Origin of the sequence: Klebsiella sp. 1SOBk10mer (assembly GCF_046602535.1) — a bacterium.
In the GTDB taxonomy this organism is placed as follows: domain Bacteria; phylum Pseudomonadota; class Gammaproteobacteria; order Enterobacterales; family Enterobacteriaceae; genus Klebsiella; species Klebsiella quasipneumoniae.
The window spans coordinates 253,813-270,627 of record NZ_JBKIUP010000004.1; the positions used below are offsets into that span (position 1 = coordinate 253,813).

Consider the following 16,815-nt stretch of genomic DNA (forward strand, 5'->3'; position numbering starts at 1 on the left):
CGCCGCCATGACGACGACCACCACCTTCTCCTTTCAGCACCGCCCGCTGGTGCCCTTTGCCCATGATTATGCTCACGGTGACCAGGAAGACTGGCATCAGCATGACTGCGCCCAGCTGCTGCATATTTTAAGCGGCGTGGTGCGGGTGGCGACGCCGGCAGGCTACTGGGTGGTGCCGCCCGGACGCGGCGTCTGGCTGCCGGCGGGAACGCCGCACGCGCTGCGCATGACCGGCAACGTGGCGGCGCGAACGCTGTTTATCGATCCGCTGGCGCGCGCCGATCTTCCGGCGGGCTGCCAGATCGTACAGATCACGCCCCTGCTGCGGGAACTGATTGTCTCCTCCCTGGCGCTGGCCGAGCGTTATGCCCCCGCCAGCCGCGACGAACGGATTTATGAGCTGATCCTCGATGAGATCCGCGGGATGGCGATCCTGCCGTTTGGCCTGCCGGAGCCGCAAAGCGAAACGCTGCGCCGGCTGTGCCAGCAGGTGCGCGAGGCGCCGGGCGACGTCTGGAGCAGCAGCCAGGCGGCGAAGGCGTGCAGCATGAGCGAGCGAACCCTGAACCGCCATTTTCAGCAGCAGACTAGCCTGACGTGGCGCGAGTGGGTGCGCCGGGCGAAGCTAATGGAAGCGCTGATTCGCCTGGCGCAGGGCCACTCCGTGCTGCGGGTGGCGCTGGAGCTGGGCTACGGCAGCCACAGCGCCTTCAGCGCCATGTTTCGTCGGGTGATGGGCGTCGCCCCCAGCGACTATTTTCGTCCCCCGGCCTGATCGGCGGCGCTGAGCGCATTGCACAGCGCCTGCAGCGAGGCGCGCGCCACGTCATTATCGATACCCACGCCCCAGTAGCTTTCTCCTTGCGGAAAAACGCAGCGGATATAGGCCACCGACCGGCTGTCGCTGCGCGCGCCGAGGGTATGCTCATGATAGTCCTTGATCATAAACGGTTGCCGAAACAGCGCGCTGAGGCCGCTGGCTGCGGCGGAGAGCAGGCCGTTGCCCTGGCCCTGCAGGCGTCGGGTTTCGCCGTGGTGACGCAGCGTTGCCTGCAGGGAAAGCTGGCCATCCTGCTGGCTGGCGCTCTGATAATCGACCAGCGTCAGCGCAGACTGCGTCTGCAGCCCGTAGCGCGTGCGGAACAGCTGCCACAGCGCATGGTGGGTCATCTCTTTGCCGTCGCTATCGGTGACCTGCTGAACGTGCTGGCTGAAGTCCTGCTGCAGCCCGCGGGGCAGCTTCAGGCCATGATTTTGTTCGATAAGCCAGGCGCTGCCGCTTTTCCCCGACTGGCTGTTGACGCGGATCACCGCCTCATAGCTGCAGCCAATATCCTGCGGGTCAATCGGCAGATAGGGCATCCGCCACGGGTCGCCAGGCTGACGGGCATCAAATCCTTTTTTGATCGCATCCTGATGAGAGCCGGAGAAGGCGGTGTAAGCCAGACTTCCCGCCCACGGGTGGCGCGGGTGAACGGGGATCTGATTGCAGTTTTCCACCACTTCCACCACCCGGTTCATCTGCTCGAAGCGAAGCTCAGGGTCGATGCCCTGGCTGTAGAGATTCATCGCCAGCGTCACCAGACAGACATTGCCGGTGCGTTCGCCGTTGCCAAACAGGCAGCCTTCCACCCGGTCGGCACCGGCCATCACCGCCAGCTCGGCGCTGGCGACGCCGGTGCCGCGGTCATTGTGCGGATGCACGCTGATGCAGACTTCGCCGCGGCGGGAGAAGTGGCGGCAAAAATATTCGATCTGATCGGCATAGACATTCGGGGTGTTGACTTCCACCGTCGCCGGCAGATTGACGATCATCGGTCGCTCGGCGCAGGGCTGCCAGACATCCGCCACCGCTTCGCAAATCTCAAGCGCAAACTCGGGCTCGGTGAAGCAGAAGGTTTCAGGCGAATATTCATATTGCCAGCGGGTCTCTGGCTGCTGTTCGCACTGCTGACGGATAAGCCGGGTGGCGCGGGTCGCGAGGGCGATCACCTCGGCCTTGTCCATGCCGAAAACCAGCTCGCGGAACAGCGGCGCGGTGGCATTGTAGAGGTGGACGGTGGCCCGGCGGGCGCCGCGCAGCGCCTCAAAGGTGCGCAGGATCAGCGGGTCTCGCGCCTGGGTCAGCACCTGGATAGTGACATCTTCCGGGATGCGCTGTTCGTCAATCAGCTGGCGGACAAAGTTGAAGTCGGTTTGTGAAGCGGAAGGGAAGGCGACCTCAATCTCTTTAAAGCCGCACTCCAGCAGCAGATCCCAGAACTGCAGTTTGCGGGCGCTGTCCATGGGCTCGGCCAGCGCCTGGTTGCCGTCGCGCAGGTCAGTCGACAGCCAGCGTGGGGCGTGGCTGATTTGCCGGTCAGGCCAGCGGCGATCGGGAAGGGCGATCGGCGGATAGGGACGGTACTTTTCAGCAGGATGGCTCAGCATAGTGTTCTCCTTAATAGTCTGCCTTTATCCTGCCCGAGCGCCGGCGGGCGGGCTTTCGCAAACGAGACAGAAACTAGCGAGAACTGGACAACCTGAAGGCGTAAAAAAGGGACCCGCAGGTCCCTTAATGTGAGGCTTAGTGCGCGCCGCCGCCGCCGCCGCCGGCGCTGAACGGGGGTCTGGCGAACCATACCAGTCCCAACAGCAGGATGAAAATGGCCGCTGAGATCCAGAAGATTTCGTTGGCAGAGATAATCAGCCCCTGGTTGGTTATCTGCTGTGCTATCCAGCCGGACGCCTGTTGCTGCGTCATTCCCATCCCCTGCAGCTGATCGTAGATCTGCTGCGCGTTGGGGTTGAACGGCGTCACCGATTCGGTGAGCTGCGCATGGTGCAGCGCCTCGCGGTTGGTCCACAGGGTGGTGGTGATCGAGGTCCCGATGGAGCCAGCAAGGGTACGGGTGAAGTTCGACAAGCTCGACGCCGCCGCCAGCCGCTCCGGCGGCAGGCCGGAAAGGGTGATGGTGGTCAACGGCATGAAGAAGCAGGCCACCGCGAAGCCCTGGATAAACTGCGGCCACGCCGAGGCGCCAAAGTCCATCCCCGGTTCGAAGGTCCAGGCGCGCCAGTAGAAGCAGACGGCGTACATGATAAAGCTGAAGGTAACCAGCCGCCGCATATCGAGCTTATGCGCAAAGCGGCCGATAATCGGCGACAGAATGACCGGGATCACCCCCACCGGCGCTGACGCCAGGCCGGCCCAGGTCGCAGTGTAGCCGTAGACCTCCTGCAACAGCTGCGGCAGCAGCACGATGGCCCCGAAGTAGAGCATGTAGGCCAGGCTGATGCAGAGGCAGCCGATGGTGAAGTTGCGCGACTTAAACAGCGACAGATCGACAATCGGGTTATCGTCGGTCAGCTCCCAGACGATCAGGAAGCTTATCGCCACCACCGCCACGATGGTCAGAATGATAATTTCATTGGAGGAGAACCAGTCCAGCTCTTTGCCCCGGTCCAGCATCACCTGCAGACTACCGATACCGATGATCAGCAGCGCCAGGCCGACGCCGTCGATACGCCGCTGTTCGGTTTTGGTTTCCCGGTTGCGCAGGGTCTGCAGGGTCATCAGCACCACCGCCACGCCAATGGGCACGTTGATAAAGAAGATCCATCCCCAGTGGTAGTTATCGCTGATATAGCCGCCGAGGATCGGGCCGCAGATGGGAGCGACGATCACCGTCATCGACCACAGCGCCAGGGCGATAGAGCGTTTCGCCGGCGGATAGTTGCTGAGCAACAGACTTTGCGACAGCGGGATCAGCGGCCCGGCAACAATCCCCTGAATGACGCGGAAGAAGATCAGCATCGTCAGGCTGTTGGAGACGCCGCAGGCCCAGGAGGCGATGGCGAAAGCGGTGGTGGACCACAGGAACAGCTTCACCTCGCCCACGCGCTTGGCCAGCCATCCGGTGATCGGAATGGAGATGGCGTTAGCGACCCCGAACGAAGTGATGACCCAGGTCCCCTGGCTCAGCGATGAGCCAAGGTTACCGGCGATGGTCGGGATCGCCACGTTGGCGATAGTGGAATCCAGCACCTGCATGAACGTCGCGAGCGATAGCGCAATGGTCATGATGACCAGCTGCGCGCCTTCCAGCGGTTTTTGCTGTTGCATTACACTCACCCCGAATTATCCGGCGTTGGCCTGAATGATCTCGTCTATCAGCTTATTGACCGGATCGAGAGCGATTTCGCGGGCGTTGCTCTCGTAGACCGGGGAGCTCCGCACCTGGCTTGCCAGCATTTCGCCATCGCGATCGGTGGTGTTAACTTCTACCAACGTCGAGAGGCCGATGCGCAGCGGGTGTTCCGCCAGCTGTTTTTCATCCAGTTCGATGCGGACCGGCAGACGCTGTACCACTTTGATCCAGTTACCGGTGGCGTTCTGCGCCGGCAGCAGGGAGAAGGCGCTCCCGGTCCCCATATCCAGACCAACCACCTTGCCGGTGTATTTCACGTCATCGCCATAGATGTCGCTGATCACCGTGGCCGGCTGGCCGATGCGCATATGCGCCAGCTGGGTCTCTTTAAAGTTGGCGTCGATCCACAGGTTAGTTGCCGGAACCACCGCCATCAGCGGCGTGGTAGTGCCGATCTGCGCCCCTGGCTGTACCGAGCGACGGGAAACGTAGCCGCTAATCGGGCTGACGATCTGCGTACGCTGCAGGGCCAGCCAGGCGTTACGCACTTCGGTCGCCGCCTGCAGCACCGCCGGCTGCTGTTCGAGTTTGGTACCCAGCACGATCGCCTGGTTGGCGTTGTACTGCTGGATGGCCACGTCAAGCTCGGCCTGCGCGCTGGCGACGGTGTCGCGGGCGTGCTGCAGCTCTTCGCGGCCGATGAGGTTCGCCGCGCCCAGCGGGATGCGGCGGTTCAGGTCAGCCTGCGCCTGGGCGAGGGCGGTCTTTTTGACGTCAATATTCGCCTGCAGCTGCTTGCTGTTGATCATCTGCTGACGGGTTTGACGCACGCTGGCGGCCAGCTGCGTTTTGGCTTTCTCAAACGCCTGTTGGGCATCGGTCTGATCGAGGGTGACCAGCGGATCGCCTTTCTGCACGTAGTCCGTGTTGTCAGCCCAGACTTTGGTCACGCTGCCCGAGACCTGGGCCATAATTTGTACCTGGTTCCCTGCCACGTAGGCATCGTCGGTCTCTTCGTAGTGACGCAGTACCAGAAACCAGTAAATCCCATATGCCACGGCAATAATAATGAAGAGCAATGTCAGCAACAGAAGGGCGCCTTTACGCTTCCCTTTTTTGCTGCCTGGTTGCTGCGGGGTTTGGCTCTCCGCATTTGCGCTCATGTTATTCTCCACGATCTTATTATTTCACATCGGCTGAGCCGACCTGTTTATCAGAAAGGCCAGCAGAGATCTGCTGGCCTGGCTGTTTTCCTTGCAACGTAAAAATGGGCTGAGCGACGCCGCCCTTAGCGTAGAGAGTCCGCCAGCACGCCTTCTTCTTCCATCTGGTCAAGGCGGCTCAGGAGTTTGCGGGTAATATGTTCGAGCTGATCTTTTTCGCTGGTGCTGAGTGAAGACCACAGCTGATGCAGGCAGTTATGCTGCGGCGGCAGGACTTCACGCAAAAACTGATGGCCCTTTTCGGTCAGCTGCAGATGCAGACAGCGACGATCGTTATCGCTCTCGCGGCGTTCAATCCAGCCGCGTTTTTCCAGTTCATCAGCGATACGGGTGGCGTTGGTACGCGACGAGCCCAGCGCACAGCTCAGCTCGGACGGCTGAATGCTGTGGTTTTCCTGCGACTCCAGCGTAATCAGCGCCATAAATAATGTCTCGTTAATTCCCTGCGCTTTGAGCATTTTATTGCGATTTTCCAGCAGCTTACCTTGCATATGCATGCAAAGACGAGTTAACAGAATCTCCTGGAACGGGAAATCTTCATGGCGGCTGGCGCGGAACTTGAGCATTTGCTCAATGGGAGTAAACGAACTATCCATTTGGGTATGACCTCATTAATTACAGCCGATATAATAACTATTGTGACAAATAAATCAAATGAATTATTGACCAAAATTGATACGTAAAGCTTAGAGCCCGCTGGCGATTTTCCAGGCCAGACCGTAGGCCAACGCCGACAGGAGGGTCGGGATAATAATGCTGCGGGTTTTCCAGAAGGCGCCCCCCAGCACCAGGAAGCCGATCAGCGTCGGCGCCAGACGATGGGCATCGGCGAGGATCTCCGGCACGCTGGAGACCACCAGCAGCGCGCAAATCGAGGCGATGCCGATGGTATCCAGCAGCACGCTGACCGGGCCACGGCGGGCAGGCCGGGCATGGCCCGCGCGCAGACGCAGGGGAAGATAGCGAAACAGATAGTTCACGCCGCCGACAATCACCCCGAGCAGAAGGACCTCACTGTTCATCCGGCATCCCCTTCAGCATGGCCTGGACCAGCGCCGTCAGACACCCGCAAACAATCCCGGCAAGGATCGCCGCCGGAATGGAAAATAACAGAATGCCACCCAGGGCGCCCGCCAGCGCCGCGGTGACGCACAGGGATTGCTGGCGCTGGAAAGAGGCCAGCAGGAAGCTCATAAACAGCGCCGGCAGCATAAAGCCGAGCGCGGCTTCCACCGCCGGATAGTCCACCAGCAAACCGTTGCCGGACCAGGCGCCGGCCAGCGTGCCGCACACCCAGGATGCCCACGAGGTGAACGCGAGACCGAGCATCCAGTTTTCGCTCCAGCGGCGGTTGTCGCGAACCAGCCTGGCGGTGGCGGCGGCGAAAACCTCATCGGTCAGGCCGAAGGCCCAGAGGGCGGTTTTCTTTTTGTTCAGCGCGGTATGGATGCGGCTGCGCAGCGAGGGGCCATACAGCACGTGGCGTACGTCCATCGCCATCACCGTCAGGGCGGCGACCCACAGCGAACTGCCGGCGGCCAGCATGGCGGTGATCACAAACTGGCTGGCGCCGGCGTAAATGATGCAGGAGAAAAACAGGCTTTCCAGCGGGGAGAAACCCAGCCGGGTGGCATTGAGTCCGAAGGCGAATGCCACCGGAAGGTAGCTGATGACGATGGGGAGACTGTCTTTAATGCCTTCGCCGACGGTGGCGACACGTTCAGATAAGGCACAGGTTAAGGGCGCGGGGTTTTCCATATGAATAACTTATCGCTGGATCCATGTGAAGGTGGCAAATTGACCGATGTCCCCACCTTAACAGAGCGCGACGCGCCTTAACACTATGAAAATGCCCGCAATCCGCTTTTCCCTGACCCAGACGGGATGAAAGGCGGGGAAGGGGGCCCGGATAAGGCGTCGGGCCTTATCCGGGAGCGGGTTACTGCTGCGCGGCGAGGGCGGCTTTCACCCAGCTGTCGAACAGCGGCTGGTGGGCCTTGATCCAGCCATCAACATGACCGTTAATGTCGGCTTCAGAAGCATGGCCTTCGTGCATCATCGCATTCTCGGCATTGATGTCGGCGATCGGCAGCTTCATGACGCTAAACAGAGTGGCGGCGGCCGGGTTTTTCTCCGCCCAGGCTTTGTTGGCGACAATGTGCATGGTGTTGACCGGGAATCCATAGTTGGCGCCATTGGCCAGTTTGGTATCGATGTTTTTCTGCTCGCCCGGCAGGGAGGAGAACGGCACCTGCAGCCAGACGACATCTTTGCCAGGCTTCAGCACGTCGCTAACCCAGTACGGCGTCCAGGTGTAGTAGAGCACCGGTTTACCCTCTTTATAACGGGCGATGGTGTCGGCCATCATCGCCGCGTAGTTGCCCTGGTTATGGGTGACGGTTTTGCTCAGGCCATAGGCGTCAATCTGGTGGTTAATCACCGCTTCGCAGCCCCAGCCAGGGGTGCAGCCGGTGAGGTCCGCTTTGCCGTCGTTGTTGGTATCAAACAGTTTGGCGATCTGCGGATCTTTGAGCTGATCGATGGAGGTGATGTGGTACTGCTCGGCGGTTTTTTTGTCGATCAGATAGCCCTGGGCGGCACCTGAGACGTATACCCCCTTGCGGTAAAATTTGTTATCACCGCCCGCCGCGGCGTACATGTCATCGTGCAGCGGCTGCCAGTTGGTGGCGATGAAGGTGGTATCCCCAGCGGCAATCGAGGTATAGGCAACGTTATAGTCCACTTCGCTCGGTTTCTCGACGGTGTAGCCAAGCTTCTCCAGCGCGCGGCTGACCAGCAGGGTCTGGAAGCTCTCTTCGGAGATGGTGCTCTGGGCCGGCTTGACGGTAATGCCTTTGCCCGGCAGGTCGGCGGCGAAGGCGCTAGTGGCGATCAGGGTGGCAAAGGCGGCGGTGGCCATCATCGTGCTATGTCGCATGGTGGTTCCTCTTATTGTTTAACGGGAAGGGCGGCCCCCCGGCATCGGCTGGTGCCGGGGAGCGGCGCTGTTATCGACTTATCGACAGAAAGGGCGAGTGAGAAGCCCCAGCGGGCCGGTGGTGTACCAGCGGCGGTTGCCGCGACTGCGGGCGTCGCGGCCGACGGCCTGGGTAAGGCGGTCAAGAATAATCGCCAGGATCACGATCCCCACGCCGCCGACGGTGGCCAGGCCCATATCCAGGCGACCAATGCCGCGCAGCACCATCTGGCCAAGACCGCCGACGGCGATCATCGAGGCGATCACCACCATCGACAGGGCCAGCATCAGCGTCTGGTTAACCCCGGCCATAATGGTGGGCATCGCCAGCGGCAGCTGAACTTTAAACAGCAGCTGGCGCGGGCTGGCGCCAAATGAGCGCGACGCTTCGATCAGATCCGCAGGCACCTGGTTTATCCCGAGGATGGTCAGACGGACGATGGGCGGCAGGGCGAAGATAATCGTCACCACCACGCCGGGCACGTTGCCGATGCCGAACAGCATTACGATCGGCACCAGGTAGACAAAGGCCGGCGTGGTCTGCATGGCATCCAGCAGTGGGCGGATAATTTTCGCCGCCCGCGGACTGCGCGCCAGCCAGATCCCCAGCGGCAGGCCGATGATCATGCAGAACAGCAGGGCGGTGAGGACCAGCGCCAGGGTGACCATCGCCTGCGACCACGCGCCGATGGCGCCAATGGCAATCAGCGATACCAGGGTGGCGACCCCGATGCCGAGGCTGGAGATCTGCCAGGCGATCAGCGCGAAGACGATAATCGCCACCGGCGCCGGCATTCCCAACAGCAGCTGCTGAAAGGCGCTGAGAATGTAGTCGATCGGCACGCGGATCCCCTGGAACAGCGGGCGGAAGTGCAGCACGATCCAGTCGATGGCGTGGGTCACCCAGCTGTCGAGCGGGATCAGGGTCTTATGGAACGGATCCATGATATTGAACTGTTCCGGCTGCGGCGCCGGGGCGCTGTGCAGCCAGTCGGCGCCGCCGCCATTGGTCGGCGCGGCAGTAGAAGCGCCACCCCAGGCGTCTGCAGCCTGGGCGGCGTTGTCGGTTGCCGGGGCGCTGTCCCACGGATTGGTTTGATCAGCCATGATTCACCCCCTCGCGATCTAAAGCCTGGAGCAACATTCGTTTGGAAATGATGCCAATATATTGTTGTTCTTCATCCACCACCGGGACGGCGCACGGGGCGTGGCCGACGTGGGAGAGCAGATCGCTGAGCGGCGTTTGCGCCTCCACCGCCAGCGGGGCGTCAATCAGCGCCGCCTCGATCCCCTGGCCGGCGCTGAGCGCGGTTTTCAAAGAATCGATCGACACAATCCCGACAAAGCGATTACCACGCTCGATGACATAGCCATATTCCCGGTCTTCATCCTGTAATAATTTCAGCGCTGAGCGGGGGCCAAAACCTGGCGTTTTACGAATCAGGCCGACCGGACTACGACGGGCAATATCTTTGGCGCTGAAGACCTGGCTAATATCGACGCCGCGGAAGAAGGTGCGGACATAATCATTGGCCGGATTATTCAATATTTCATCCGGAGTACCGACCTGGACCACTTCGCCATTTTGCATAATGGCGATACGATCGCCAATTCGCATGGCTTCATCAAGGTCATGGGAAATAAAGACAATGGTACGCTGATGCTTAGCCTGTAATTTGATCAGCTCATCCTGCATTTCGGTGCGAATGAGCGGATCGAGCGCGGAGAAGGCTTCATCCATTAACAGAATATCGGGATTAATCGCCAGGGCGCGGGCTAAACCGACGCGCTGACGCATCCCGCCAGAGAGTTCATCCGGCCAGGCGTGGGCATAATTCTCCAGCCCCACCTGCCGCAGCGCTTCCCGCGCTTTTTGCTCTCGCTCAGCGGCCGGGACGCCGGCAAGCGCCATGCCAAACGCCGTGTTGTCGAGCACGCTCATGTGCGGCATCAGTGCAAAGGATTGAAAAACCATCGCAATTTTTTTACGACGCACCTCGCGCAGCTCGGCGTCCGACATTTTCGCGATATCGACCCCGTCAATCAGCACCTGGCCGCGGGTGGGTTCAATCAGGCGATTGAGAAGGCGAACCATGGTGGATTTCCCCGAACCGGAGAGCCCCATGATGACGAATATCTCGCCTTCTTCAATGGCCAGACTGGCGTCTTTGACGCCAAGCGACAGCCCCGTTTTTTCCAGTATTTGCGCTTTGTTGAGTCCTTTCTCAATATATTTGAAAGCACGGTGAGGGTGCTCGCCAAATATCTTATAAAGATTTTTAATTTCTAATTTAATTGCCATGCAATAGAGAAGTTCCTGTTATTTGTTTATTGCGATACGGTACCCAATGGTGATTATGATCTTTTTACACCCTAACATACTCAGATTCTGTGACAACCCTTAATGACAAACTCTCGGCAAAATGGAGTGAGGGACATGGCGGCGCAGCCCCCGTGATATAAGGGCTGAGCGGTAATTTGTTGTGGGTAATATTTTTTGATTATCTCTGGATAATTCGACTGAAATAGACCAGTTTTCTGCTAAATATGACGGGATGATGACGGTTAGGCCATGGAGAGAATATTTGACAGATGAACCCACTTTTCTGCGAAATAGATCACCAGGAATTCGGTCGCGATATTCCTGGTGAAAGTACGGTTAAAAGTCCCAGTCGTCGTCGGCGGTCTCTTCCATTTTTCCTATCACGTAGGAGGAGCCAGAACCGGAGAAAAAGTCGTGGTTTTCATCGGCGTTGGGCGACAGCGCCGCGAGGATCGCTGGATTAACCGCCGCCATCTCCGCCGGGAACAGCGCCTCGTAGCCGAGGTTCATCAGCGCTTTGTTGGCGTTGTAGCACAGGAAAGCGCTAACGTCGTCGAACCAGCCGCTCTCGCCGTACAGTTCCCGGCTGTAGGCCAGCTCGTTGTCGTAAAGATCCATCAGCAGATCGAGGGCGAAATTTTTCAATTCTTCGCGCTTGCCGGGGCTGACGATCTCCAGTCCTTTCTGATATTTGTAGCCGATGTAATAGCCATGCACCGCTTCATCGCGAATGATCAGGCGGATCAGATCCGCGGTGTTGGTCAGCTTTCCCCGGCTGGAGAAGTACATCGGTAGCCAGAAGCCGGAGTAGAAGAGAAAGGATTCGAGGAACACGCTGGCGATTTTTTTCTTCAGCGGCTCGTCGGCCTGATAGTAGCCCAGCATCAGCTGCGCCTTGCGCTGCAGGGGCTCACATCTTTCGCTCCAGGCGAAGGCGGCATCCACCTCCTTGCTGTGGCACAGCGTGGAAAAGATGGAGCTGTAAGAGCGAGCATGAACCGCTTCCATAAAGCTGATGTTCGACAGCACCGCCTCCTCATGCGGGGTCAGGGCGTCCGCCATCAGCGCCGGCGCGCCGATGGTGTTCTGAATGGTGTCGAGCAGGGTCAGCCCGGTAAAAACGCGAATGGTCAACTGCTGCTCCGCCGCGCTGAGGGTTTGCCAGGCGGGAATGTCGTTCGACAGCGGCACTTTCTCCGGCAGCCAGAAGTTGCTGGTGAGACGGTTCCACACCTCCAGATCTTTATCGTCATCGATGCGGTTCCAGTTGATCGCGCTGACGCGCGTTAAATGAGTCATCCTGATCTCCTTACAGCGCGCAGGACACGCAGCCTTCAATTTCAGTGCCTTCCAGCGCCAGCTGGCGCAGTCGGATGTAGTAGAGCGTCTTAATGCCTTTCTTCCAGGCGTAGATCTGCGCCTTGTTGATATCGCGGGTGGTGGCGGTATCGGGGAAGAACAGGGTCAGCGACAGCCCCTGATCGACGTGGCGCGTCGCCTCGGCGTAGGTGTCGATGATTTTCTGGGGCCCTATCTCGTAGGCATCCTGATAGAGGGCCAGATTGTCGTTATTCATAAACGGCGCGGGGTAGTACACCCGTCCGGTTTTCCCCTCTTTGCGGATCTCAATCTTCGAGACGATCGGGTGAATGCTGGAGGTGGCATGGTTGATGTACGAGATCGAGCCGGTGGGCGGCACCGCCTGCAGATAGCGGTTGTAAATGCCATAGCGCATGACGTCGTCGCGCAGCTGGCGCCAGCTTTCCCGGTCGGGCAGGGAGATGCCGGCGCGGGCGAATAGCGCGCGGACCCGTGCGGTTTTCGGCTGCCACTCCTCATGCAGATATTTGTCGAAGTACTCCCCGCTGGCGTAGCGCGACTGCTCGAAGCCGGCGAAGCGCTGACCGCGCTCGCGAGCCAACAGCATCGAGGTGTGCAGCGCGTGCCAGGTCACGGTGTAAAAGTAGATATTGGTGAAGTCCAGCCCCTCCGGGCTGCCGTAGGCAATGCCTTCCCGCGCCAGGTAACCGTGCAGATTCATCTGCCCCAGGCCGATGGCGTGGGAGGCCGCGTTGCCGGCCGCCACGGAAGGGACCGACTGAATGTGGCTCATGTCGGACACGGCGGTCAGGGCGCGCACCGCGGTGGCGATTGTGCGGCCGAAATCCGGCGAGTCCATGGTATGGGCGATATTCAGCGAGCCGAGGTTGCAGGAGATATCTTCCCCGATATGGGCATAGCTGAGGTCTTCATTATAGGCGGACGGCGTACTGACCTGCAGGATCTCGGAACACAGATTGCTCATGGTGACCCGCCCGGCCACTGGACTGGCGCGGTTCACGGTGTCTTCAAACATGATGTACGGGTAGCCGGATTCAAACTGGATCTCCGCCAGGCGCTGGAACAGGTCGCGGGCGCGGATCCAGCGTTTGCCCACCCGCTCGTCGGCCACCAGCTGCGGATAGAGGTCGCCGATGGCGCAGTCGGCGAAGGGTTTGCCGTACAGCCGTTCGACATCATACGGCGAGAACAGCGCCATCTGCGCGTCTTCTTTCGCCAGCTGGAAAGTGATATCAGGGATCACCACCCCCAGCGACAAGGTTTTGATGCGGATTTTCTCATCGGCATTTTCACGCCGGGTATCAAGGAAGCGCAAAATATCCGGATGGTGCGCGTGCAGCCAGACCGCCCCCGCCCCCTGGCGGGCACCGAGCTGGTTGGCATAGGAGAAGGCATCCTCCAGCATCTTCATCACCGGCACCACGCCGGAGGACTGGTTTTCGATGCGCTTGATCGGCGCCCCGGCCTCGCGCAGGTTAGAGAGTAAAAAGGCCACGCCGCCGCCGCGCTTCGACAGCTGCAGCGCCGAGTTCACCGCCCGGCCGATAGACTCCATATTATCCTCAATGCGCAGCAGGAAGCAGGAGATCAGCTCCCCGCGCTGCTGTTTGCCGGCGTTGAGGAAGGTGGGGGTAGCCGGCTGGAAGCGGCCGCTGAGTATCTCCTCCGTCAGCTGCCGCGCCTGCTGTTCATCGCCCCGGGCCAGCGTCAGGGCCACCATTACGCTGCGTTCGGCGAAATCCTCGAGGTAATGTTTGCCATCAAAGCTCTTCAGCGCGTAGCTGGTGTAGAACTTCCAGGCCCCGAGGAAGGTCTGGAAGCGAAACGCGGCGCGCCGGGCATGGTCGAACAACGCCAACACAAACCCGCGGTCATAGCCGGCCAGCACCTGCGGATCGTAATAGCCCTCGCGGACGAGCCAGCTGAGTTTATCCTCCTGGCTGGCAAAGGCGAGGGTGTTGGGCTGAACCTGGGTCGCCATAAAGGCCTCAACCGCCTGGCGATCTTTCTCAAACGGGATGCGGCCCTCGCTGTCGTATAAGTTCAGCATCGCATTGAGGGCGTGAAAATCCACGGCGGCGGTTATACGTTCTGCGGTTGTCGTTGCCAAAATTCGCTGACTCCTTTGCGTACGTTATCGATATCGTCGGGGGTTCCCATCAGCTCGAAGCGGTAGAGATAGGGCACGGCGCACTTCTGCGCGATGACATCCCCGGCGCGCCCCCAGGCGTCGCCAAAGTTGCGATTGCCGGCGGCAATCACCCCGCGGATCAGTCGACGGTTATGTACGTCGTTTAAAAAGCGGATCGCCTGACGCGGCACGGCGCCGGCGGTGCCGCCGCCGCCATAGCTGGGAACGATGAGAATGTAGGGCTCGTCTACCTGCAGATGTTCACGCTCGTTCAGCGGGATGCGCACCGCCGGCAGCCCCAGGCGCTGCACAAAGCGATGGGTGTTCTCCGAACGGCTGGAGAAGTAGACGATGAGGCTCATGCGCTGGCCGCCGCGACGGAGGGACGCAGGCGATTGATCATATCCGGGCGGAAGCCGCTCCAGCGCAGGTCGCCGGCGATCACCACCGGCAGCTGGCGAAATCCCTGCTCGCGCAGGATGTCGGCGGCATCCGGCTGTTGGTCGACGTTGACCATTTCAAAGGCCAGTCCCCGGCTCTCCATGGCTCGCCGGGTGGCATGGCACTGCACGCAGTCATTTCGAGTGTAAATAATAATGCGCATGATTCGTATTTCCATTTAAGATAACAGCACGGCGCTAAACGTAGCGTCGAACGTTGTGGGCCATTCAATAAGGAAATACTAGATGTAGTTATTTAAAACTTCAACCACTCAATATATAGCGTTTTTAGCAAAGGATTCCCCCGCCGGGATGGCCAGGCGGAGGAGGGGGAAGGTTGCGCGAAACTACAGACGCATGGCGACGGCGAGGCGGTTAAAGGCGTTCATCAGGCTGATAGCGAAGGTGAGATCGCTTATCTGACGCGGGGTAAAATGTTCGCGCAGCGGCAGGTAAACCTCATCTTCCGCATGGCTGGCGGCGATGTCGGTGACCGACTCGGCCCACGCCAGTGCCGCGCGTTCGGCAGGGGTAAAATGGTCGCTCACCCGCCAGCCGGCCAGGGCATCCAGTTTGCTCTGCGCCATGCCGCCCTTGCGCAGCGCCTGGCTGTGCTTCTCAAGGCAGAAGGCGCAGCCGTTGATCTGCGACACGCGTAAATAGACCAGCTCCACCAGGGCGCTGCCCAGTTCGCTTTTCTCCAGCGCGAGGCTGGCCTGCACCAGCCCTTTATAGACTTCCGGGCTTAGTTCACTGAATGGCTGACGTAATTGGCTCATGGTGTTCTCCTCTCTAAGACGGCAGCCAAAATAGCACTATAATGGACTGTAAAAGATAGCCATATTGTGATGAAAAAAGCAGACCATAATGGAAGCCAGCCACCTCCCTCTCTATCAGCGTATTGCCCGCCAGCTGAAATCCGCCATTGAACGGGGCGAACTGGCTCCTGGCAGCCGTCTGCCCGCCAGCCGGGTGTTTGCCCAGGAGCAGGGCGTCTCCCGGGCGACCATCGAAAACGCCTGGGGCGAACTGGTCGCTCAGGGCTGGCTCGAGCGACGCGGGCAGGCGGGAACCTTTGTCAGCGAACGGCTCAGTCCGCGCCAGCTGGCGCCGGTAATGCCAGCGCAACCTGCCGCGCCGGCGGAGCCGTTGCCGTTTCAGATGGGGCTCCCGGCGCTGGATCTCTTTCCGCGCGGGCTGTGGGCGCGGGTGATGGGGCGCCGGCTGCGCACGCAGTCGCGGTTCGATCTGGCGCCCGGCGATCCCGGCGGCGACCCGCTTCTGCGTCAGGCGATCGTCGACTATCTGCGCCTGTCGCGCAGTATCGACTGTCAGCCGGAGCAGGTGCTGATCGCCGGCAACTATGCCACCGCTATGAACCTGATCCTGCGTACTCTGGCACAGCCGGGGCAGCATATGTGGATGGAAGATCCGGGATATCCCTTTATCCGCCCGGTGGTCGAGGCCGGGCAACCGGTGGTGGATGCGATCCCGGTGGACGACGAGGGGATGGATATCGCCTGGGGCCAGCGCCATCATCCGCAGGCGCGGTTTGCCCTGCTCACCCCGGCGCATCAGAGTCCGCTGGGCGTGGCGCTGTCGCTGCCCCGGCGTCGCCAGCTGTTGGCATGGGCCGCGGAGCGTGACGCATGGATCATTGAGGACGATTACGATAGCGAGTTTCGCTATCGCGGCAAACCGTTGCCGCCGCTGAAAAGCCTTGATGCGCCACAGCGGGTCATCTACGCGGGCACCTTCAGCAAGTCGATGTTTCCGGCGCTGCGCACCGCCTGGCTGGTGGTGCCGAGCGCGCTGGCGGCGCGCTTTCAGCAGACCGTGGAGCGCCAGCCCTGTACGGTTCCCACCCTGTGGCAGCAGACGCTGGCGGATTTTATCCAGCAGGGCCATTTCTGGCGTCATCTGAAAAAAATGCGCGCCAGCTACAGCCAGCGCAGGCAGTGGCTGGAGTCGGCTCTGCAGGCGCAGGGCTTTCAGGTTACGCCGCAGCAAGGGGGGATTCAGCTGGTCATGCCGGTTAGCGGCGACGATCGCCTGTTGGCCCAACGGGCGGTGGCGGCCGGGCTGGCGGTACAGGCGTTGAGCGACTGGCGGATGCGCCATGCCGGCGAGGGGGGATTACTGATGAGTTTTACCAATATTCGCTCGCCGGCAATGGCTGGCGCGCTGGCCCGGCGGCTGAGGGAGGCGATCAGCGTCGGCGTCCCCCCCGATGGCGCATAAAAAACCCCT

Annotated in this window: 16 protein-coding genes; 2 read left to right on the plus strand and 14 right to left on the minus strand. The window is 60.4% G+C overall.

Annotated elements, in window-relative coordinates; all coding sequences use genetic code 11:
* Window positions 1–7 precede the first annotated feature (7 nt).
* Window positions 8–775 carry an AraC family transcriptional regulator gene (locus ACLH1I_RS13600; protein WP_032456498.1) on the plus strand — a complete coding sequence of 256 codons (768 nt, stop codon included), beginning with the start codon at window positions 8–10 and terminating at the stop codon, window positions 773–775.
* Here the strand turns inward: ACLH1I_RS13600 and leuA are convergent.
* The 14 genes from leuA to ACLH1I_RS13670 all read right to left on the minus strand — a co-directional run bounded on the left by leuA (window position 754) and on the right by ACLH1I_RS13670 (window position 15,344).
* Entirely contained in the window at window positions 754–2,430 is a 1,677-nt protein-coding gene (gene leuA / locus ACLH1I_RS13605) for a 2-isopropylmalate synthase (protein ID WP_017901451.1), read from the minus strand. The genes ACLH1I_RS13600 and leuA overlap by 22 nt on opposite strands.
* A 136-nt stretch (window positions 2,431–2,566) precedes the next feature.
* Window positions 2,567–4,105, minus strand: a complete 1,539-nt coding sequence (gene emrB, locus ACLH1I_RS13610; RefSeq protein WP_002914342.1) for a multidrug efflux MFS transporter permease subunit EmrB — start codon at window positions 4,103–4,105, stop codon at window positions 2,567–2,569.
* Window positions 4,106–4,120: 15 nt separating this feature from the next.
* Window positions 4,121–5,293 (minus strand): multidrug efflux MFS transporter periplasmic adaptor subunit EmrA, encoded by a 1,173-nt coding sequence (gene emrA, locus ACLH1I_RS13615; protein ID WP_004205697.1) that lies wholly within the window; start codon window positions 5,291–5,293, stop codon window positions 4,121–4,123.
* Between the two features lie 125 nt (window positions 5,294–5,418).
* Window positions 5,419–5,949: a transcriptional repressor MprA gene (gene mprA, locus ACLH1I_RS13620; RefSeq protein ID WP_002914337.1), complete on the minus strand. Its 531-nt coding sequence runs from the start codon at window positions 5,947–5,949 to the stop codon at window positions 5,419–5,421.
* Between the two features lie 90 nt (window positions 5,950–6,039).
* On the minus strand, window positions 6,040–6,375 hold the full coding sequence (gene ygaH, locus ACLH1I_RS13625; RefSeq protein WP_004205699.1) for an L-valine transporter subunit YgaH: 336 nt from the start codon (window positions 6,373–6,375) through the stop codon (window positions 6,040–6,042).
* Window positions 6,365–7,111, minus strand: coding sequence for an AzlC family ABC transporter permease (locus tag ACLH1I_RS13630; protein ID WP_064150758.1), 747 nt, complete (start codon window positions 7,109–7,111; stop codon window positions 6,365–6,367). The genes ygaH and ACLH1I_RS13630 overlap by 11 nt, the downstream gene beginning before the upstream one ends.
* 181 nt (window positions 7,112–7,292) lie before the next feature.
* The gene (gene proX, locus ACLH1I_RS13635) at window positions 7,293–8,291 is read right to left on the minus strand and encodes a glycine betaine/L-proline ABC transporter substrate-binding protein ProX (protein WP_023290755.1); all 999 of its coding nucleotides are present in this window, start codon (window positions 8,289–8,291) and stop codon (window positions 7,293–7,295) included.
* A gap of 78 nt (window positions 8,292–8,369) precedes the next feature.
* Entirely contained in the window at window positions 8,370–9,437 is a 1,068-nt protein-coding gene (gene proW / locus ACLH1I_RS13640; protein WP_048325452.1) for a glycine betaine/L-proline ABC transporter permease ProW, read from the minus strand.
* Complete coding sequence (gene proV, locus ACLH1I_RS13645; protein WP_002914328.1) at window positions 9,430–10,632, minus strand: glycine betaine/L-proline ABC transporter ATP-binding protein ProV; 1,203 nt, start codon at window positions 10,630–10,632, stop codon at window positions 9,430–9,432. Before proV ends, proW begins: the two co-directional genes overlap by 8 nt.
* Before the next feature lie 357 nt (window positions 10,633–10,989).
* Window positions 10,990–11,952 carry a class 1b ribonucleoside-diphosphate reductase subunit beta gene (gene nrdF, locus ACLH1I_RS13650; protein WP_032456496.1) on the minus strand — a complete coding sequence of 321 codons (963 nt, stop codon included), beginning with the start codon at window positions 11,950–11,952 and terminating at the stop codon, window positions 10,990–10,992.
* A gap of 10 nt (window positions 11,953–11,962) precedes the next feature.
* On the minus strand, window positions 11,963–14,104 hold the full coding sequence (gene nrdE / locus ACLH1I_RS13655; RefSeq protein ID WP_017900618.1) for a class 1b ribonucleoside-diphosphate reductase subunit alpha: 2,142 nt from the start codon (window positions 14,102–14,104) through the stop codon (window positions 11,963–11,965).
* Window positions 14,077–14,487, minus strand: coding sequence for a class Ib ribonucleoside-diphosphate reductase assembly flavoprotein NrdI (nrdI, locus tag ACLH1I_RS13660; RefSeq protein ID WP_004205706.1), 411 nt, complete (start codon window positions 14,485–14,487; stop codon window positions 14,077–14,079). The genes nrdE and nrdI overlap by 28 nt, the downstream gene beginning before the upstream one ends.
* Entirely contained in the window at window positions 14,484–14,729 is a 246-nt protein-coding gene (gene nrdH, locus ACLH1I_RS13665) for a glutaredoxin-like protein NrdH (RefSeq protein WP_004205709.1), read from the minus strand. The genes nrdI and nrdH overlap by 4 nt, the downstream gene beginning before the upstream one ends.
* 183 nt (window positions 14,730–14,912) lie before the next feature.
* Window positions 14,913–15,344, minus strand: coding sequence for a carboxymuconolactone decarboxylase family protein (locus tag ACLH1I_RS13670; RefSeq protein ID WP_004205714.1), 432 nt, complete (start codon window positions 15,342–15,344; stop codon window positions 14,913–14,915).
* 88 nt (window positions 15,345–15,432) lie between these two features.
* Here ACLH1I_RS13670 and ACLH1I_RS13675 point away from each other — a divergent pair, with 88 nt between their 5' ends.
* Complete coding sequence (locus ACLH1I_RS13675; protein WP_198079854.1) at window positions 15,433–16,806, plus strand: PLP-dependent aminotransferase family protein; 1,374 nt, start codon at window positions 15,433–15,435, stop codon at window positions 16,804–16,806.
* The last annotated feature ends 9 nt before the right edge of the window (window positions 16,807–16,815 follow it).